Here is an 18,138-nt window from a genome sequence, read left to right as displayed (position 1 = left end):
CTGTCGTGAGTAGCTATAGCCCGCTCGCATCCATCGAGCATTTATGACCCGATGGCGGCTGCCTTCGCCAGCAGTTTTTCGGCCTGCGCCAGGTGCAGCCGTTCGACCATCCTGCCGTTCACCGCGATCACGCCCTTGCCGGCATTCTCGGCGAGCGCGAAGGCTTCCTTCACCGAGCGCGCCTCGGCCACCGCTTCCGTGGACGGCGCGAAGGCGCGGTTCGCGGCTTCGATCTGGGCCGGGTGGATGAGGCTCTTGCCGTCGAACCCCATGGCCGCGGCTTCCACGCATTCATGTGTGAAAGCGTCGAGGTCGCGAAAATCGTTGGAGACGCCGTCGAGCATGTCGATGCCGCCGGCGCGTGCGGCCAGCACCATCTGCATCAGCCATGGCACGAGGTAGCGCCGGTCGGGCGTCGCCAGCACGCCGGTTTCCTTGATCAGGTCATTTGTTCCGGCAACGAAACAATTGACCCGCGAGGCCGGGTCGCGGCCAAGCTCGGCGATGGCGCCGATGTTGAGCACCGCCTTGGGCGTCTCGATCATCGCCCATAGTTTCACGCTGTCGGGAGCGAAATTGTCGTCGAGCACATCGCCGGCCTCGAGCAGGTCGCGCGGCGTGTCGACCTTGGGCAGAAGGATGCCGTCGGGTTCACAGCTTGCGGCAGCCAGCAGGTCGTCGGCGCCCCATTCGCTTGATATCGCATTGACGCGCACGATTATCTCGCAGCGTCTCTCGGAATGGCCGGCGAAAATGCCGGCCAATTTTTCGCGGGCGGCGATCTTGTCGGCCGGGGCGACTGCGTCTTCCAGGTCGATGATGATTGCGTCGCAGGCAAGCTGCGCAATCTTGGCCAAGGCCTTGTCGTTGGAGGCCGGGACGTAGAGCACAGAGCGGCGCGGGCGGTAGGTTTCGGTCATGCCTGATCTATGCCGCGTGCGGTTGGTGGAGGCAAGCGGAAGGCCGGTACCTGATACGAGCCAACCGCGAAAGCTTGTGCTGCCCCTTGCCTGCCCGTCCTTCGCAGCAGTTGCGGAAGGGGGTCCTTCCTCTCCCCCCGTCGATCGGGGGAGAGGTGTCGAGCGAAGCTCGACGGAGTGGGGGTCGACCCTTGGGCGCAAGGCGAGGCGATGCTTGCGCCTAGTGCCCTTCCTATGTCCGTTCGCGGCGGTTGCCAGCTGGTTCCCCCACTCCGTCTCGGCTTCGCCGAGCCACCTCTCCCCCCCTCCGGAGGGAGAGGAAAGGAGCCTGGCTGGGGCAGCGCCAACGTCCGGAAAGGATGGCAGGCAGCGCCCTCAGGCGCAGGCCCTGCACGAAAACTGCACAGGCCTGCGGAAAACCTCCTCGCATCCGCCCCATCCTTTCCCCGCCCGCCTGACAAACAAGCGGCATGCAAAAGCGAGCGAAACTCCGTCTGCCCTACCGACTGCGTAGCGAGGGCTGGTGGCTGGTCGATCCGCCGCGCGCGTGTCCCGTCGCAACCCTTGTTCCCTTTGTCCGCAAGAGCCCGCCGGCAACCCGGCTGAAGGCCATCAGGAAAGCCAGGTCATGACAGCGTTGTTCTCCGCCGCCCCGAGCTATTGCAGCCGCTTCGGTGTTGCCGTGCTGCTGGCAGCACTGGCGGATTTCCTGTTCTACGGCCAGCCTGCCGGGATCACGGTTTTCCTGTTCGCCTTGCTGATCGCCGCCGCGGTTGTCGCCGTGCACCCGGCGGCCTTCAGCGACGGCAGGGTCTGGCTCAAGCCTGCCGCGCTGCTTGTCGCGCTGCTGACGCTCGCCGAAAACGTCAGCGCCCTGTCGGTGTCAACAGCGCTTGCGGCGCTGGTCGTCTTCTCGCTTTCCCTGAGCGGGCGGCTGCGGCACAGCATCGCCCGCATTGCTGGCCAGGTCGCACTGTTCGGGCTGGCGGCGCCGTTCCGCTTCGCCAGTGATTTCACCCGCTGGCGCAGGACGGCGCGGCGATTCGGCCGGCGCCGCGTCCGCCTAGCGGCCATCGCCGTCTGGGTGATGCCGCTGACGCTGGGCGCGGTCTTCCTGGCGCTGTTCGGCGCCGCCAATCCGGTCATCGATTACTGGCTGTCGCTGATCGATCTCGTGAGGCTGCTCGATCTCATCCAGCTGGCGCGGATTGCCTTCTGGCTGTTCGTCCTCGCCGGTGTCTGGGCCTTTCTGCGGCCACGCCTGCCGCGCCTGGTTCGCCGCATCCCGCGCGCGGCGCCGGCGGTCAGCGCTCAAGCCGACAAAACCGTCACCACCATCGAAGACATCCTGTTCGGCAAGGCCGCCATCCTGCGCGCCCTGATCGTCTTCAACATCCTGTTTGCGCTGCAGACGGCGCTCGATGCTGCCTATCTGTGGGGCGGGGTGGCACTGCCCGACGGGTTGAGCTACGCGGCTTATGCGCATCGTGGCGCCTATCCCTTGATCGTCACCGCGCTGCTTGCCGCGGGCTTCGTGCTGGCGGCGCTGCGGCCGGGCAGCGAGACCTCGGCCGATCCGCTCATCCGCCGGCTGGTCTATGCGTGGGTGGCGCAGAACATTATGCTGGTCATCTCGTCGATCCTGCGGCTCGACCTCTATATCGGCATCTATGCATTGACCTACTGGCGCGTCGCCGCCTTCGTCTGGATGGGGCTGGTGGCAGCAGGCCTTGCCCTGATCATCGCTCGCATCGCGCTTAGAAAATCCAACGAATGGCTGCTGTCCGCCAATCTTCTGACGTTATCCCTGACGCTTTATGCCGGCTGCTTCATCAATTTCGCAGCAACGATCGCCAATTACAATGTCGACCATTCCCTCGAAATGACCGGCCAGGGCATTCCCCTCGACGCCTGGTATCTGCACTCGCTCGGCCCGGGCGCGTTTCTCGCACTTGATCGCTTCCTCGAGCACGAGAGCCGGACGGCTGCCGCCGGCACGGTCCGCGAACTGGCTGGCGTGCGCGGCAGCGACGAAATCTGGTATCGAACTATCCAGCAGAACTGGCGGGCGTGGAGTTTTCGCGACTGGCGGCTGCTGCGCACTCTCGACACCAAGGGGCCGCCCGTGATTCCCTCTCCTATCGAACCTTCCTTGCCGGGCCGCTGATCCATGCCGCATCACATCCTCGTCGCCGACGACGATCCGCATATCCGCGAGGTGATCTGCTTCGCGCTGGAAAAGGCGGGCATGAAAACGACAGGGGTGGCCGACGGTGCCGCCGCCTTGCAGGCGATCGGCCGCCGGGCGCCGGACCTTGTCGTGCTCGATATAGGCATGCCGGAAATGGACGGGCTGGAGGTCTGCCGGCGACTGCGGCACACATCCGATGTGCCGGTGCTGTTCCTGTCCGCGCGCGACGAGGAGATCGACCGCATCCTCGGGCTCGAAATGGGCGGTGACGACTATGTGACGAAACCATTCAGCCCGCGCGAGCTGGTCGCCCGCGTCAATGTCATCCTGCGGCGCGCCCGCCCGGTGCCGCCCGAACCAGCCGACGACAGGCAGTTTTCGCACGGCAAACTGGCTCTGGCGCCGGCCAGCCATGCCGCCAGCTTCGACGGCAAGGCGCTGTCGCTGACGGGGATCGAATTCTCGATCCTGAAGGGGTTCCTGGCGCGGCCGGCGCATGTGCTCGACCGCGACGCGGTGATGGCCAGCGCCTATGCCGGCAACATCCACGTCGCCGGCCGCACCGTCGACAGCCATATCCGCAACATCCGCGCCAAGCTGGCAGCAGTGGGTTGCCTGGATGCCATCGAGACCGTGCATGGCGTCGGTTTCCGGCTTGGCCGATGCGGCTGACGGCTTCGCGCAAATGGACCGGCCGCAAATGGCGGCCACGGCTTGCCACGGTCGTCGTCGCCATCCTGATCATGGTGATGGCCTTGCCGTTGGTCGGCCTGTTCTTCTTCCGCCTCTATGAGAACCAGCTCATCCGCCAGACCGAAGCGGAGCTGATCGTGCAAGGCGCGGCCATCGCCGCCATCTATGCGCAGGATGTGCGCGACGCCGGCTTTGCGCCGGACAAGCTCGGCGCGCCGATGCCGGGGCCAGGCTGGGATTCAAGCCGAAGCGTCAATCCGGATCCGCTCTACAGGCCAATCGAACCGCAACTCGATCTTGCCTCCGATTATATGCTGCCGACCCGGCCGGCGGCGATGCCGGCGATCGTCGATCCCGCCTTTGCCGCGATCGGCACCCGTCTGTCCGGTATTCTCGACGTCACCCAGAAAACCACGCTGGCCGGCTTCCGGCTGCTTGATCCCCGGGGCGTCGTCATTGCCGGGCGCGGCGAGGTCGGCCAGTCGCTCAGTGCGGTCGAAGAGGTGCGCACAGCACTTGCCGGCCACTATGCCAGCGCGCTCAGGCTGCGCATTCCCGACCAGCCGACGCCACCGCTCTATTCGGTCAGCCGCGGCACCAAGGTGCGCGTCTTCGTCGCCCTGCCGGTCGCTGTCGACGGCCAGGTCGCAGGCGTCGTCTATGTGTCGCGGACGCCCAACAACATCATCAAGCATCTCTATGGCGAACGCGGCAAGGTGACGTTGGCGGCGATCGCCATTCTCGGCGGCACGCTGCTCATCGGCCTCATCTTCCTGCGCACCGTCAGCCGGCCGATCTATGCGCTGATCGACCGCACCGAGCGCATCGCCGCCGGCGACCGCACGGCGATCCGGCCGCTCGACCATCACGGCACGCGAGAGATGGCGGAGCTGTCCGCAGCCTTCCTCGACATGGCCGAGAAGCTTCAGGCGCGCTCGGACTCAATCCAGACCTTTGCCACCCATGTCTCGCACGAACTCAAATCGCCGCTAACGGCGATCCAGGGCGCCGCGGAACTGCTGCGTGATTCCGGCGCGGCGATGGATGATGAAGAGCGGCGGCGCTTCTCCAACAATATCGTCACCGATGCGGGACGGCTCAATCTGCTGGTGCGGCGCCTGCTCGACCTGACGCGCGCCGAAAACCTGGCGCCGAGCGGCGAAAGCACATCGATCGGTGCGGTGCTGGCGCTGCTTCCCGTAGACAACAGGCTGGCGGTTTGCGTCGGAGCCGGCAGCGACATCAGATTGCGCATATCGGCCGAGAACGCGGCTATCGTGCTGGCCAATCTCATCGACAATTCGGCCAGGCACGGCGCGACACAGGTTTCTGTCTCCGCTACGAGCGCCGACGGCAAGGCGAGCCTCCTGGTCAGCGACGATGGCGCCGGCATTTCGCCGAGCAACCGGGCGCGCATTTTCGAGCCGTTTTTCACCACGCGGCGCGAACAGGGCGGCACCGGCATGGGCCTTGGCATCGTGCTGGCCCTCCTGAAAGCGCATGATGGTATGATCGCGCTGGTTGACAGCGAACGCGGCACGCGCTTCGAGATTGTCTTGCCGGTGGCGTGACGGACACTATCGGCCGAATCGGAGAGAAAATGCGCTACGACATCGTCATCATCGGCGGAGCCATCGTCGGCTCCTCGGTCGCCTATTATCTGCGTGAGCAAGGGTTTTCCGGCACGATCGCGCTGGTCGAGCGTGATCCGCAATTCGCGCATGCGGCAACGACGCTGTCCATGGCCTCGATCCGCCAGCAATTCTCGATCCCGGAAAACATCCGCCTGTCGCAGTTCACCCTGAAACTGTTTCGGCGGCTGAAGGAAGAGTTCGGGGATGACGCCGATATCGGCTTTCGCGAGGGCGGCTACCTCATCCTTGCCGGCGAGGACGGCTTGCCGATCCTCAAGAGCAATCACGAGGCGCAGATCGCGGAGGGCGCCGACATCGTGCTGGAGGATGCCGACCAGCTTACGCGCCGGTTCCCGTGGCTGTCGGCCGAGGGCATTTCAGCCGGCGCCTATGGCCGCACCGGCGAAGGCTGGTTCGACGCGCATGCGATGCTGACGCTGTTCCGCAAGGCGCTGCGGCAGAAGAACGTCGATTTCATCGCCGCCGATGTCACCGGCATCGCGCGCGATGGCAACCGCGTCACGGGAGTGAGCCTCGGCAATGGCGAGACGCTGGAGGCTGGCATCGTCGTCAACGCCGCCGGCCCGAACGCCGGCAAGGTGGCTGCCATGGCCGGGCTTGAGCTGCCGGTCGAGCCGCGCAAGCGCAACGTCTTCGTCTTCGAGGCGCGCGAGAAATATGCCGACATGCCGCTGCTGGTCGATCCCTCCGGCATCTATGTCCGTCCGGAAGGCTCGGTTTACCTCACCGGCGGCGCCGAACCGGAGGAAGGCGACCGCGCCCCCGATCCCGGCGACTTCGAGGTAAACTGGCCGCTGTTCGAAGAGGTGATCTGGCCGGTGCTGGCGACCCGCATTCCCGCCTTCGAGGCGATCAAGCCGACCCGCGCCTGGGCCGGCCACTACGACTACAACACGCTCGACCAGAACGCGGTCATCGGTCCGCATCCGCAGGTCGGGAATTTCATCTTCGCCAACGGATTCTCCGGCCACGGCCTGCAGCAGGCGCCGGCGGTCGGCAAGGCGCTGGCCGAGCTGATCGTGCATGGCGGCTATCGCACGGTGGACTGCTCGGCGTTCGGGTATGGCCGTGTCGCGGAAGGGCGGGCGTTTCGGGAATTGAATGTGATTTGAGCTGGCCCGCGTCTAGATGATCATCGCATCAACCTCGAGAGCATTGCCGAGTCCGTGCCCTGCCGCCGTGTTGTCGAAAATGCACCAGGCCTCCGCGCCCGAAGCGGCCGCCGCATTCGCCTGCCGAGCGATTCGATCGAGCGTTTCAGCATCGTAGTCCGAATAGTAGACGCGCGGCGCGCCATGCCAGCGGAAATAGGCGAGGCCGGGCCAGCCGCCCGGAACCGCCGCTGCAGGGACTGCAGCCGGGTCGGCGGCGACACGCGCAACCTGGCGAGAGGCCAGAAGCGCATCGGCCTTCGCATCGAACCAACTTGGGTGGCGCGGCTCGCAGACCAGCCTTGCCTGGGTTCGCAACCTCAGCATGTCGAAGAACGCGCCGGCGACGTCCGGCTCGAACGGCAGGCTCGGTGGAAGCTGCACCAAAATCACGCTCAGTTTTTCGCCGAGACCTCCGACCTGCTGGAGAAAGGCCTCGGCGACCATCTCGCAGTCGGCGAGACGAAGCTCGTGCGTCATCGCCTTCGGTGTCTTGACGGCAAAGCGGAAATGCTCAGGGACGGAACCCGCCCAGCGCTCATAGGTATCGTGGCGGTGCGGCTTGTAGAAGGAGGTGTCGATCTCGACGATCGGCAGGCGCTGGGCGTAACGTTCGAGATGCGAGCCGGGTTGTGGGAAATCATCCCTGTATCGGGTCGGAATTCCCCAACCGGCCGTGCCAACGAAGCATCTCTGCTTTTCCATCCTCGCGATGTGGATCAAGCGGAACGCAGATCAAGACACTGCGTCATCGGCACGTGGGCTGGCCTCAGCCCTTGCGGTCGAACCAGAAGGCATCCGCCATGCGCTTCATGCCGATACGTTCGTAGAAGCCGACGGCGTCGGGCATGGAGATCAGGCTGATGGCGACCGATGGTCCAAGCTGCCGCCGCGCCTCGTCCATCAGGCCCTTGCCGATGCCGAGCCCCTGTGCCGATCGGGAAACGGCGAGCTCGGAGATGTAGCAGACCCAGGAAAAGTCGGTGATCGCCCTGATAACGCCGATCAGCGGCTTGCCCTCGATGTCGAGGCGCGCGGTCAGCACCAGATTGGCGCCCGACAGCATCGCCCGCAGCCGTGCTTCATCATCAACCGGCCGTGTCTCGCCGAGGCCGGATTCGACCAGCACGCGACGGAATTCGGCGATGTCGAGCGCGGCCTCGCTGTTATAGAGGACGTGTGCGTTTTCTGCCATGGCCGCCAGACTGCACCATCGGGCTGGCTTGTGCCACCATGAACGAACAGTTGCCTTTTATTTGCTGCCGGCTTTGTGTAAACCGTGCCTCAGCAATCCCCCCGCAACGGAAACACGGGCAAAAGCCATGGAAAAGTTCACCAAGCTCACCGGCGTCGCCGCTCCAATGCCGATCGTCAATGTCGACACCGACATGATCATCCCCAAGGATTACCTCAAGACGATCAAGCGCACCGGGCTCGGCACCGGCCTGTTCGCCGAAATGCGCTACAAGGACGATGGCTCGGAAAACCCGGATTTCGTCCTCAACAAGCCGGCCTACCGCAAGGCGCAGATCCTGGTCGCCGGCGATAATTTCGGCTGCGGTTCCAGCCGCGAGCATGCGCCGTGGGCGCTGCTCGACTTCGGCATTCGCTGCGTCATCTCGACCTCGTTCGCCGACATTTTCTACAACAACTGCTTCAAGAACGGCATCCTGCCGATCACCGTCAGCCCCGAGGATCTCGAGAAGCTGATGGACGACGCCTCGCGCGGCTCCAATGCCACGGTGTCGGTCGACCTCGAGGCCAAGGAAATCCGCGGACCGGATGGCGGCGTCGTCACCTTCGACCTCGACGATTTCAAGCGGCACTGCCTGCTCAACGGCCTCGACGATATCGGCCTGACCATGGAAAAGGCCGGCGCCATCGCTTCGTTCGAGAAGCGCAACGCCGAACAGCGCCCCTGGGCCTGAGTCGCAGGATCTGACCCAGCCGCCACAGGCCGGGTTCGTGGCGACTGAGCGGAGGACAGTCATGACTCGTTCGCTTCTTGCTGGCACCTGCGGGCTGGCGTTTCTTTTGACGGCTGCCACTTTGAGCCATGCCCAGACGCAGACGCCCGCCGCTCCGCCTGCGGTCGAAAAGCCTGCCACCGACCAGGGCACAGACGCCGCCGACGCTTCCGATGACGACAGCCAAGCGCCTGTACCCTTCGAGGGTGGCACGCTGACCATCACCCAACCGGAACAGGACGGTGAGAAGGTGCTTGCCTATGACGGCAAGCAGCTGGCCAGCAACTATGACGTCTTCTTCGACAAAATAGTCGAGGTCGGCGGCGTCAAGGTGGCGCTGTTCGATGTCGGCGATGGCGGCAACCAATGCGGGCCGGCGACGGTGATCGTCTGGAAACCGGATGGCGGCACCATCCAGAGCACGACAGTCGAGCAGGACCAGTGCGGCGCGCCGCCCTCGGCGGTGTCCGACAACGCCATCTATTTCGTGCCCTATCTGTTGCCGGGAGATCAGAAGCCGGCTTTGCAATGGTCGCCGACCGACGGGCTGACGATTTCGGGCAATCTGAGCTACATGCCGGAACCCGGCACCGACTGGAAAGACATCGATCCGGAAAAGTACCAGAACATCATCGACGCCTTCCACAACGAGGCCGTCTACAGGCTAGCCGAGACGCTGCTCGGCAAGGACATGCCCGACATGGCGACCAGCCTGCTGGTCGGCGGCGGCACGGAAAAGACCGCTTCGGGCGCCTTCTACGCCAGCGGCTGCGTGCCGCATGACTGCGGCGGCAATGACGGTTTCATGGCGGTCGACCCGGCCCAGCACAAGCTCTACTTCGCGCGCCGCGGCGACAATGGCCAGCCGAACGCCTGGCCTGATATGGCGACATGGCCGGCGGATGTGAAGGCGGCGCTGGACAAGGCGCAGGGGTCGGCGAATTAGGGGTGCGGGTTGGCATCGCGCGCCTTCGTCACGGGCGGAGCGACGAGCAGATCCTCCGCTCCTTGCTTCGCCACCGGATGACGCGGCACAGATCGACCCCCACTCCGTCGAGCTACGCTCGACACCTCTCCCCCGATCGACGGGGGAGAGGAAAGGCGGCGCGAGCTCGACCAGCCTTGACGCTCTTCCTCTCCCTCCGGAGGGGGGAGAGGTGGCGCCGCGTAGCGGTGACGGAGTGGGGGAAGGCGTTGGCGAAACGCGCAGCGGCCGCAAGACGACGCGAGGATGCTCTGGCCAATCCCCGAGGTTGCGCTTGCCACATCGTGACAACGGTCGGCCCGGCTTGGCCCACGACCGGACCACCTTCCCTCTGCTAGACGGACGCGGATCAATACAAGGAGACCACCCATGCGCAAACTGATCTCCACCGGTTCCCCCTTCGAAAAGACCGCCGGCTATTCGCGCGCCGTGGTGCAGGGCGACTGGTGTTTCGTGTCCGGCACCACCGGCTACGACTATGCGACGATGACGATGCCGGAGACGGTGGAGGCGCAGACGCGCAATTGCCTGGCGACGATCGGCAAGGCGCTGAAGGACGGCGGCTTCGAGATGGCTGACGTGGTGCGGGCGCATTACTACATCACCGACCAGGCCTTCGTGGACGTGGTCTTTCCGATCCTCGGCGAGACGTTCGGCGACATCAGGCCGGCAGCGACGATGATCGTCTGCCAGCTCAACAAACCGGAAATGAAGATCGAGATCGAGGTGACGGCGCTGCGGCGCACGGCATGAAAGGTCGACGATGAAGGTCCGGCGCATCGTTGCCAACATCGAGACATCGGATGTCGCGGCGGCGAAGCGTTTCTACCAGGATGTGCTCGGCCTCGATGTGCTGATGGATCTTGGCTGGATCGCCACCTACGGCTCGCAAGCAAAGATGGATGTCCAGGTCAGTTTCATGGCGCAAGGCGGCTCCGAAACGCCGGTGCCGGATCTTTCGATCGAGGTCGATGATGTCGATGCGGCGCTCGATGCCATGAAAGCGGCGGGCTTCGCCATCGAATACGGACCGGCCGACGAGCCCTGGGGCGTGCGCCGCTTCTATGTGCGCGATCCGTTCGGCCGGCTGGTCAACATTCTCTCGCATCGGTGAAGGCAAGGCGCTGCAATTTGCGGGGAGCTGGCGGGGCAGAGGCGGGCGCGAAGGATCGCAAACGAACGAGGTTGTCCTTGATCGCTGCGTTACTCCTTGCGCACAACCGGCTTGGCGTTTAGCAAGGCCGCGGTTCAAATTCTTTCCAGGACGGTTTCTCCATGGCAACGAAGCATCTTTTCCTGCTCCCCGGCGACGGCATCGGTCCCGAGGCCATGGCCGAGGTCAAGAAACTGATCGCGGTCATGAACGACAAGCTGGGCAGCGGTTTTGCCACCGATGAGGGGCTGGTCGGCGGCTGCGCCTATGACGCGCATGGCGCGGCGATCTCCGATGCCGACATGGAAAAGGCGATGGCGGCCGACGCGGTGCTGTTCGGCGCCGTCGGCGGTCCGAAATGGGATGCGGTGCCCTATGAGGTGCGCCCTGAGGCCGGCCTGCTGCGCCTGCGCAAGGACATGGAGCTGTTCGCCAATCTGCGCCCGGCCATCTGCTATCCGGCGCTGGCGGCGTCCTCCTCGCTCAAGCAGGAGGTGGTCGAGGGTCTAGACATCCTCATCGTGCGCGAGCTGACCGGCGGCGTCTATTTCGGCGAGCCGAAGCAGATCATCGATCTCGGCAACGGCCAGAAGCGCGGCATCGACACGCAGGTCTACGACACGTTCGAGATCGAGCGCATTTCGGGCGTCGCCTTCGAACTGGCACGCACGCGCAAGAACCACGTCACTTCGATGGAAAAGCGCAATGTCATGAAGTCGGGCGTGCTGTGGAACGAGGTCGTCACCCAGACCCACAAGGCGCGCTATTCCGACGTCAAGCTCGACCACATGCTGGCCGATGCCGGCGGCATGCAGCTGGTGCGCTGGCCAAAGCAGTTCGACGTCATCGTCACCGACAATCTGTTCGGCGACATGCTGTCTGACATCGCCGCCATGCTGACCGGCTCGATCGGCATGCTGCCGTCGGCATCGCTCGGCGCGCCTGACGTGAAGACCAAGAAGCGCAAGGCGCTCTACGAGCCGGTGCACGGCTCGGCCCCCGACATCGCGGGCAAGGGCATCGCCAACCCGATCGCCATGATCGCGTCCTTCGCCATGTGCCTGCGCTATTCCTTCGGGATGGTCGAGGAAGCCGACCGCGTCGAAAGCGCGATCGCCGCCGTGCTCGACGCGGGCCTGCGGACGAAAGACATCATGTCCGACGGCATGACCGAGGTCGGTACGGTTCAGATGGGCGACGCGATCATCGCCAAATTCCTGGGCTGATACCGTGGCGGTCGACGTCCGCTGGGCGACGATCGAGGACGCCGCGGCACTCGCGGCCATACTGTGCGAGATGGCGGCGCATTACCGGCAGCCGCCTCTCGATGCCGACCGGGCCCTGTCTGCCGCACGAAAATGGCTTGGCGAGGAAAGCCCGGCCTATCCGCATTTCGCGCTCGCCTTCGTCGACGGCGAGGTTAGCGGCCTGGCGTCGGTGGCGATCGCGCATCCCGGCATCGATCTCGAGCGGCTGCTGTTCCTGAAAGACCTGTTCGTGCGCGACAAAGCCCGCAACGCCGGCGTCGGCCGGGCGCTGATCGGCTTTCTCGCCGATCATTGCCTGCGCGAAGGCATCGGTCGGATCGACCTGACCACCGAGGACTGGAACGAAGGCGCGCTGCGTTTTTACGGCCGGCTTGGCGCCGAGCGCCACGGCCAGAAGGTCTTTCTCAGGCTTTCGGGTGACGCGTTGAAGGCGATCGCCCCTAGATCCTGACGCCCGCCGGCACCGGCCCCCAGGGGTTTTCGCCCAGTTGAGACGGCGCAAGCCCCAAGACCAGCAACGCCACCCCGCCGATAACCGGAATGAAGCAGAGCAAGACAAACCAGCCGCTCAGGCCGACATCATGCAAACGCCGCACGGCAAGCGCGATCCATGGCAGGTTGAGTGCCAAAGCGAAAACAAAGAAGGGCAGGAATCCGATCGCGTTCCTGCTCGAAACGTCGCGGAAGCCATTGATAGCCAGATCGACGAGTATTCCAAGGCCGAGCAGTACGAATAGCACGATGGTCGAGCATAGCCAGAAGGCCCAGAATTCCTTGCGGCGAGCGCGTCCTTTGAAATTGAAAAAGTCCACGCTCACCGTGTACCGGAAGTATGCCCACAGTCCCGTGGAACGAGTGGGCTGGCGGCGGGGTGACGAGGTCGTGGTCGAATTCACGGCGACGATATTGTGTGCCGTGCCGTCATCCGGCTGGAATTCGACGAGGGTGCCGCTGACGAAGGCCGCCCCCTGATTCAGATCGTTACGGGTAAAGAAATAACGCTTGCCGTCAACTCCATTGATGTAGCCGTAGTCCTGATCCTTGTCGTAGTGAAGCACTGCGCCCCGCATGCGTACCCCCATCTATGCAGCGATAGGGAATACTACCCAGGGTTGCCTAAGATTTCAACATGCACGTCACATTAAATCCTGACGCCGGCCGGCACCGGCCCCCACTGGTTTTCCCGGGCCTGCGTCGGGATCAGTGCGAAGACCAGGATGATCAGGCTGCCGATCGTCGGGATCAGCACCACCAGATAAAGCCAGCCCGACAGGCCGATGTCATGAATGCGGCGAACGGTCATGCCGAGGCTGGGCAGCAATGTCGCCAGAACGAAGGTGCCGCAAAGGCCGACGGTTACCGCCGCCGATACGCTGCTGTCGAAATTGCCCATTTCGTTGTCGGCGAAAAGGCCGATGCCGCCGATGACAAGCAGCGAGACCACCCAGAACAGGAAAAAACCCCAATACTCCTTGCGACGGGCGCGACCGGCGAAATTGAAATAGTTCTGCGTCACGCCACGCCAGAAATAGCCCCAGAGATCGCTGGGCTCGGCTGTCTCGGAAGACCGGCCGAAATGCTGCGCAGGAGACGCCGCTGCAGGCGGAACGCTGGCTTGGGCCGATGCGGCCTTGATGCCGGGGTCAGCGGCGATCGGGGCGGCGATCGAAAAGACGTCGCGTGCCTGGCCGCCGCCTGGCTGGAACTCGACGACGGTACCGTTGGGCATGGCGGTTTCCCGGCGTAAACTCTCGCGGGTGAAGGTGTAGCGGTTCCCGTCGGCCCCGGAGATGAAGCCAAAGCCTTGGTCCTCGTCATAGTGAAGCACTTCGCCGCGCATTTGCCATCCCCGCTCGCCACGTCCCAGCCGAAGGTGGCACAGGGCCGAGCCGATGGGCAATACCGGGCAGCACGGCTACCGTACTGGCGGCAAATGAAGCATAAGGGATCGAGTGCAACCGCCCCCGGCCGAAGCAGAACATGACAGTCGAGAGTCCTGACAGTAAAACCGCGATTGAAGATGGACGGGAAAGAAAGTCTCCCAGGCTGGCCATCGACGCCACTGGCCTGACGTTCTGGCCGTCCGGCCAGGGACTTGTCGGCATCCCACGGGTGGAAAGCTTTCTCATCAGCGCAGCCTTGGCTGATCCCGACCCTTGCGTGGAGGTGGTGGCGTTCCGACCATGGGAAGGCCGGTTTCGCCCCCTCGCTCCTTTCGAGCAGGACCATGTCGGGACCGGCGAGATCCTACCCCGGCGCCTCAAACGATGGCCTGGGAGACGCACAGCGATGTCGCAGGCCTTCGAAGCGGTGAGGCAACAGCCATGGGGCAAGCGCGACGCCGACCGCCATCTCGCCAAGACGGTGACCCATGGCCGCAAAGGCATTGCCTATCAGGCGACGAAGCTGCTGATCCGAGCCTATCGTCTGTACCAGCGGGCGCGGATCCGGTCGGCCCCGCGTCAGGATGTTCCAAGCCAACCGGCCGAGGCTGAACGTCTTGTCTTGATCAGCCATCACATTCTGACCGGGGATGACCGAGCCGCCGTCTCGGAGCGCGCCGGCGACCTCGCGTTTCTTTGCCACGACCTCATACCGACACTGCGCCCCGACCTGGTTGGTATGAGCCCTGGCGAGAGCAGGTTCGGATCATATCTCGAACACCTCGTGCGCTCCGGCGCGCCGGCATTTTGTGCATCCGACGAAGTTGGCGCGACGCTGACCGATCATATGCAACAGGCAGGCGTCACGCAGCCGGTGGTATACCGGTTTCCGATGCCTTCCATCCTGTACGAGACGGCTTCGCGCATGGGCGAGGCTTCGCGCATTGAGGCCGCCGAGCCATTCGTGCTCTACTGTTCGACCATCGAAGTGCGCAAGAACCACATCCTGCTGGCACGGATATGGCAGCAGGCGCTCGACGAGGGCGTCAAGCTGCCGAGGCTCGTCTGCGCCGGGCGCTGGGGCTGGATGATCGATCCGCTGCGCGCCTATCTCAAGGCCCATCCGAGATTGCTTGAGCGGGTTACGTTCACCGGAGCGATCAGCGATGAGGAGCTCATCCAATACTACCGCAGCGCTTCCTTCGGCGTCTTTCCCTCGCATATCGAGGGTTGGGGCTACGGCGCCTCGGAATGTCTCGATTTCGGCATTCCCGTCATCGTCTCGACCGCGCCGTCGCTGATCGAGGCGAGCGGCGGCCTGATGCCGGCGATCGATTCCAATGACCAGGCCGGCTGGTATGCTGCGATCCGCAGGATGGCGGAAGACCCCGACTGGCGGTCCTTGCTGGCGGAGCGCATCGCAGAGCAGCATCGACCGACGCCGGCGGCGGCAAGCTGGGCCGCCATCAAGGCAGGCCTGCAGGCAAGCGCGTCGAGCCGCTCAAGGTTTTAGGCGGGCCGCTTCTTCGCTTTCTTGTGCTTGGGCGCACCGTTGGTGTCGAATTTCGGCTTGCCGGGGTTTTTGGCCCACGGCTTTGCCTCATGCGCGGCTGCCGGGCGCTGATCGGCCGCTGCCGGTGCACGCTTTTCGAATTTGCGCTCCGGGGCGTTGGGGTCGAACGGCGCCTTGCCGCGATGCGGTTTCTTGTCAGGGCTTGGCGGCTGGTAGCCGGCGCGCGACAAATCGGGCTGGCCGTCGAGCCGCTTCACCAGGATGTTGCCCTGCAGCTTGCGATCGGGACCGATCGCGGCGAGGAAGCGGTCGGCCCAGTCAGCCGCGATCTGCACGTAGGTCTCTTCCGGCTGCATCTTGATGGCGCCGATCTCGCGCTTCGAGATGCTGCCGGTGCGGCACAGCATCGGGATGAGCCAGCGCGGCTCGGCATTCTGCCGGCGCCCGATCGACAGCGAGAACCAGACGCTGTCGCCGAAATCGTCGCGGCGGCTGGGCGCCTCGTCGCGGCGCGCGAAACCTTCGCCTGCCGGTCTCTCACGCGACGGCGTGAAGGGCGCGATCTCCATGAGGTCCTCGGGGGCCGAGCGGCTGGCGCGGCACTGGCGCACGAAGGCAGCGGCCACCTGTTCGGCGCCATGCCTGGCGAGCAGCGCGTCGATGAAGGAGCGCTCGTCTTCCTTCACCGCCTCGTCGAAAACCGGATCGGCAAGGATGCGCTCGTCGTCGCGCCGCATCACGTCGTCGGCCGAGGGCGGGCTCGCCCATGTCGCCTTGAGGCCGGCGTTCTGCAGCAGCCGTTCGGTGCGCTTGCGGGCGCTGTTGGGCACGATCAGCGCGCTGACGCCCTTGCGCCCGGCGCGGCCGGTGCGACCGCTGCGGTGCAGCAGGGTTTCCGGGTTGGTTGGCAAATCGGCGTGGATGACCAGCTCGAGATTGGGCAGGTCGATGCCGCGCGCCGCGACATCGGTGGCGATGCAGACTTTTGCGCGGCCGTCGCGCATCGCCTGCAGCGCATGGCTGCGCTCGTTCTGGCTGAGCTCGCCCGACAGGGCGACGACGGAGAAGTTGCGGTTGTTGAAGCGCGCGGTCAGATGATTGACGGCGGCACGCGTGTTGCAGAACACCAGCGCGTTCTTGGCTTCGTAATAGCGCAGCACGTTGATGATGGCGTTCTCGCGGTCGGGCTGGGCGACGCTCAGCGCCCGGTATTCGATGTCGAGATGCTGCTTCTCCTCGCCGGCGGCCGAGATGCGCACCGCATCGCGCTGATAGCCTTGGGCGAGCGTCGCGATCGAGCGCGGCACGGTGGCCGAGAACATCAGCGTCCGGCGTTCGGCCGGAGCGGCGTCGAGGATGAATTCGAGGTCTTCGCGAAAGCCCAGATCGAGCATCTCGTCGGCCTCGTCGAGCACCACCGCCTTCAGCGCCGACATGTCGAGCGAGCGCCGGGTGATGTGGTCGCGCAGCCGGCCGGGCGTGCCGACGACGATATGGGCGCCGCGCTCCAGCACACGCCGCTCCGAGCGCATGTCCATGCCGCCGACGCAGGAAGCCACGGTTGCGCCGGTCAGCTCGTAGAGCCATTCCAGTTCGCGCGTCACCTGCAAGGCGAGTTCGCGCGTCGGCGCCACCGCCAGCGCCAGCGGTGCGGCGGCGTGGCCGAAGCGCTCCGCGCCTTCAAGCAGGGTCGGCGCCAGAGCGAGGCCGAAGGCCACCGTCTTGCCGGAGCCGGTCTGCGCCGAAACCAGCGCATCGGCCTCGCCGAGTTCGGGTGCCACGACCGCCTTCTGGACGGGCGTCAGCTCGGAATAGCCGCGTTTCTCCAGCGCCCTGGCAAGCGCTGGAACAAGTGCTTCGAAGTTGGACATCTCACTCTTTCGGAATTTTAGGGTCCGCGCTCATCACGGAGCACATGCCGGGGCGGGCCTAGCGCCAGCCAAACAATCTTGGCCGTTCGTACTTCGCGCAGCCGCGATTGTACAGGGCGCGCGCAAAACCAGGCGCCGCTCGGCAATTGACTCTTGACGCAAACCGCGTAAAAGCCGGCACCGAACGGGACAGTTTCGATGCGCGGCCTTTTGATGGCTCTTCTTGCATTCGATGCCCCCAGCCTCAATGCACATCATTGGGCCGGGCGCGTCGGCGCGTCTCCTCGTTCCAGCAAAACTATGGCCAAAACCACCACCAAAACGGTGTGATTCCCTTGGCCTAACCACCCTCTCCCGGGTTCGGCCCGGGGGACGGAACCCGCACCGGCCAGCGGGTTTCTCCAAAAACCAAGCGGAGAGGGACAGGAGATTTTTCGATGAGTTTCAAGGTAGCGATCGTCGGTGCCACTGGCAATGTGGGCCGGGAAATGCTCAACATACTGGAAGAGCGCGGCTTTCCGGTAAGCGAAGTCGTGGCGCTGGCGTCGCGGCGCAGCCAGGGCACGGAAGTGTCGTTCGGCGATCGCACGCTGAAGGTGAAGACGCTCGACCAGTATGATTTTTCCGACACCGACATCTGCATCATGTCGGCCGGCGGCAGCGTCTCCAAGGAATGGTCGCCGAAGATCGGCAAGCAGGGCTGCGTCGTCATCGATAATTCGTCGGCCTTCCGCTACGACCAGGATGTGCCGCTGATCGTGCCGGAAGTGAACCCGGACGCGATCTCGCTGTTCACGCGCAAGAACATCATCGCCAACCCGAACTGCTCGACGGCGCAGCTGGTGGTGGCGCTGAAGCCGCTGCATGACTTCGCCGCCATCAAGCGCG

18 protein-coding genes are annotated in these 18,138 nt (G+C 64.6%); 12 read left to right on the top strand and 6 right to left on the bottom strand.

Annotated elements, in window-relative coordinates; genetic code table 11:
• Positions 1-41: 41 nt before the first annotated feature.
• Positions 42-920 carry a CoA ester lyase gene (locus tag EN943_RS09075; RefSeq protein WP_127412318.1) on the bottom strand — a complete coding sequence of 293 codons (879 nt, stop codon included), beginning with the start codon at positions 918-920 and terminating at the stop codon, positions 42-44.
• Between the two features lie 628 nt (positions 921-1,548).
• Between EN943_RS09075 and EN943_RS09070 the strand changes: the two genes are divergently transcribed.
• From EN943_RS09070 to EN943_RS09055, 4 genes are read left to right on the top strand one after another with little or no spacing between them, the layout of a single operon-like run.
• Complete coding sequence (locus EN943_RS09070) at positions 1,549-3,087, top strand: DUF4173 domain-containing protein (RefSeq protein ID WP_127412317.1); 1,539 nt, start codon at positions 1,549-1,551, stop codon at positions 3,085-3,087.
• 3 nt (positions 3,088-3,090) lie between these two features.
• The gene (locus EN943_RS09065; RefSeq protein ID WP_127412316.1) at positions 3,091-3,783 is read left to right on the top strand and encodes a response regulator transcription factor; all 693 of its coding nucleotides are present in this window, start codon (positions 3,091-3,093) and stop codon (positions 3,781-3,783) included.
• Positions 3,774-5,375 (top strand): ATP-binding protein, encoded by a 1,602-nt coding sequence (locus tag EN943_RS09060; RefSeq protein WP_127412315.1) that lies wholly within the window; start codon positions 3,774-3,776, stop codon positions 5,373-5,375. Before EN943_RS09065 ends, EN943_RS09060 begins: the two co-directional genes overlap by 10 nt.
• Before the next feature lie 29 nt (positions 5,376-5,404).
• A complete protein-coding gene (locus EN943_RS09055; RefSeq protein ID WP_127412314.1) occupies positions 5,405-6,571 on the top strand; it encodes an FAD-binding oxidoreductase in 1,167 nt (388 codons plus the stop codon).
• Between the two features lie 12 nt (positions 6,572-6,583).
• Here the strand turns inward: EN943_RS09055 and EN943_RS09050 are convergent, their stop codons facing one another.
• On the bottom strand, positions 6,584-7,315 hold the full coding sequence (locus tag EN943_RS09050) for a DUF72 domain-containing protein (protein ID WP_127412313.1): 732 nt from the start codon (positions 7,313-7,315) through the stop codon (positions 6,584-6,586).
• Positions 7,316-7,379: 64 nt separating this feature from the next.
• Positions 7,380-7,805 carry a GNAT family N-acetyltransferase gene (locus EN943_RS09045; RefSeq protein WP_127412312.1) on the bottom strand — a complete coding sequence of 142 codons (426 nt, stop codon included), beginning with the start codon at positions 7,803-7,805 and terminating at the stop codon, positions 7,380-7,382.
• A gap of 127 nt (positions 7,806-7,932) precedes the next feature.
• Between EN943_RS09045 and leuD the strand changes: the two genes are divergently transcribed.
• The 6 genes from leuD to EN943_RS09015 all read left to right on the top strand — a co-directional run bounded on the left by leuD (position 7,933) and on the right by EN943_RS09015 (position 12,434).
• Complete coding sequence (gene leuD / locus EN943_RS09040; RefSeq protein WP_023810900.1) at positions 7,933-8,538, top strand: 3-isopropylmalate dehydratase small subunit; 606 nt, start codon at positions 7,933-7,935, stop codon at positions 8,536-8,538.
• 61 nt (positions 8,539-8,599) lie between these two features.
• The gene (locus EN943_RS09035; protein WP_127412311.1) at positions 8,600-9,523 is read left to right on the top strand and encodes a hypothetical protein; all 924 of its coding nucleotides are present in this window, start codon (positions 8,600-8,602) and stop codon (positions 9,521-9,523) included.
• Positions 9,524-9,931: 408 nt separating this feature from the next.
• Positions 9,932-10,315 carry a RidA family protein gene (locus EN943_RS09030; RefSeq protein ID WP_024504044.1) on the top strand — a complete coding sequence of 128 codons (384 nt, stop codon included), beginning with the start codon at positions 9,932-9,934 and terminating at the stop codon, positions 10,313-10,315.
• Between the two features lie 10 nt (positions 10,316-10,325).
• The gene (locus EN943_RS09025) at positions 10,326-10,676 is read left to right on the top strand and encodes a VOC family protein (protein ID WP_127412310.1); all 351 of its coding nucleotides are present in this window, start codon (positions 10,326-10,328) and stop codon (positions 10,674-10,676) included.
• A 161-nt stretch (positions 10,677-10,837) separates the two neighbouring features.
• Positions 10,838-11,941 carry a 3-isopropylmalate dehydrogenase gene (leuB, locus tag EN943_RS09020; protein ID WP_127297862.1) on the top strand — a complete coding sequence of 368 codons (1,104 nt, stop codon included), beginning with the start codon at positions 10,838-10,840 and terminating at the stop codon, positions 11,939-11,941.
• A 4-nt stretch (positions 11,942-11,945) separates the two neighbouring features.
• Positions 11,946-12,434 carry a GNAT family N-acetyltransferase gene (locus EN943_RS09015; protein ID WP_127412309.1) on the top strand — a complete coding sequence of 163 codons (489 nt, stop codon included), beginning with the start codon at positions 11,946-11,948 and terminating at the stop codon, positions 12,432-12,434.
• Here the strand turns inward: EN943_RS09015 and EN943_RS09010 are convergent.
• A complete protein-coding gene (locus tag EN943_RS09010) occupies positions 12,424-13,053 on the bottom strand; it encodes a DUF805 domain-containing protein (protein ID WP_127412308.1) in 630 nt (209 codons plus the stop codon). The genes EN943_RS09015 and EN943_RS09010 overlap by 11 nt on opposite strands.
• Before the next feature lie 71 nt (positions 13,054-13,124).
• Entirely contained in the window at positions 13,125-13,823 is a 699-nt protein-coding gene (locus EN943_RS09005) for a DUF805 domain-containing protein (protein WP_127412307.1), read from the bottom strand.
• 449 nt (positions 13,824-14,272) lie between these two features.
• Between EN943_RS09005 and EN943_RS09000 the strand changes: the two genes are divergently transcribed.
• A complete protein-coding gene (locus EN943_RS09000; RefSeq protein ID WP_245475662.1) occupies positions 14,273-15,379 on the top strand; it encodes a glycosyltransferase in 1,107 nt (368 codons plus the stop codon).
• Here the strand turns inward: EN943_RS09000 and EN943_RS08995 are convergent.
• The gene (locus tag EN943_RS08995) at positions 15,376-17,250 is read right to left on the bottom strand and encodes a DEAD/DEAH box helicase (protein WP_127412305.1); all 1,875 of its coding nucleotides are present in this window, start codon (positions 17,248-17,250) and stop codon (positions 15,376-15,378) included. The two genes, EN943_RS09000 and EN943_RS08995, sit on opposite strands and share 4 nt — an antisense overlap.
• 437 nt (positions 17,251-17,687) lie before the next feature.
• Here EN943_RS08995 and EN943_RS08990 point away from each other — a divergent pair.
• Positions 17,688-18,138, top strand: a 451-nt coding sequence (locus EN943_RS08990; RefSeq protein ID WP_127412304.1) for an aspartate-semialdehyde dehydrogenase, incomplete at its 3' end; no start/stop codon positions are given.

The organism is Mesorhizobium sp. M7A.F.Ca.US.006.01.1.1, from assembly GCF_003997935.1.
In the GTDB taxonomy this organism is placed as follows: domain Bacteria; phylum Pseudomonadota; class Alphaproteobacteria; order Rhizobiales; family Rhizobiaceae; genus Mesorhizobium.
The sequence above is the reverse complement of the archived record's forward strand: the minus strand, read 5'-3'. Positions and strand labels throughout refer to the sequence as shown.

Bases quoted from the DNA above. Each gene is read 5' to 3' on its own strand.
- EN943_RS09070 (WP_127412317.1), top strand. From the start codon at position 1,549: ATGACAGCGTTGTTCTCCGCCGCCCCGAGCTATTGCAGCCGCTTCGGT.
- leuD (WP_023810900.1), top strand. From the start codon at position 7,933: ATGGAAAAGTTCACCAAGCTCACCGGCGTCGCCGCTCCAATGCCGATC.
- EN943_RS09035 (WP_127412311.1), top strand. From the start codon at position 8,600: ATGACTCGTTCGCTTCTTGCTGGCACCTGCGGGCTGGCGTTTCTTTTG.
- EN943_RS09025 (WP_127412310.1), top strand. From the start codon at position 10,326: ATGAAGGTCCGGCGCATCGTTGCCAACATCGAGACATCGGATGTCGCG.
- EN943_RS09005 (WP_127412307.1), bottom strand. From the start codon at position 13,823: ATGCGCGGCGAAGTGCTTCACTATGACGAGGACCAAGGCTTTGGCTTC.
- EN943_RS09060 (WP_127412315.1), top strand. From the start codon at position 3,774: ATGCGGCTGACGGCTTCGCGCAAATGGACCGGCCGCAAATGGCGGCCA.
- leuB (WP_127297862.1), top strand. From the start codon at position 10,838: ATGGCAACGAAGCATCTTTTCCTGCTCCCCGGCGACGGCATCGGTCCC.
- EN943_RS09000 (WP_245475662.1), top strand. From the start codon at position 14,273: ATGTCGCAGGCCTTCGAAGCGGTGAGGCAACAGCCATGGGGCAAGCGC.
- EN943_RS09030 (WP_024504044.1), top strand. From the start codon at position 9,932: ATGCGCAAACTGATCTCCACCGGTTCCCCCTTCGAAAAGACCGCCGGC.
- EN943_RS09065 (WP_127412316.1), top strand. From the start codon at position 3,091: ATGCCGCATCACATCCTCGTCGCCGACGACGATCCGCATATCCGCGAG.
- EN943_RS09055 (WP_127412314.1), top strand. From the start codon at position 5,405: ATGCGCTACGACATCGTCATCATCGGCGGAGCCATCGTCGGCTCCTCG.
- EN943_RS09075 (WP_127412318.1), bottom strand. From the start codon at position 920: ATGACCGAAACCTACCGCCCGCGCCGCTCTGTGCTCTACGTCCCGGCC.
- EN943_RS09010 (WP_127412308.1), bottom strand. From the start codon at position 13,053: ATGCGGGGCGCAGTGCTTCACTACGACAAGGATCAGGACTACGGCTAC.
- EN943_RS09045 (WP_127412312.1), bottom strand. From the start codon at position 7,805: ATGGCAGAAAACGCACACGTCCTCTATAACAGCGAGGCCGCGCTCGAC.
- EN943_RS08995 (WP_127412305.1), bottom strand. From the start codon at position 17,250: ATGTCCAACTTCGAAGCACTTGTTCCAGCGCTTGCCAGGGCGCTGGAG.
- EN943_RS09050 (WP_127412313.1), bottom strand. From the start codon at position 7,315: ATGGAAAAGCAGAGATGCTTCGTTGGCACGGCCGGTTGGGGAATTCCG.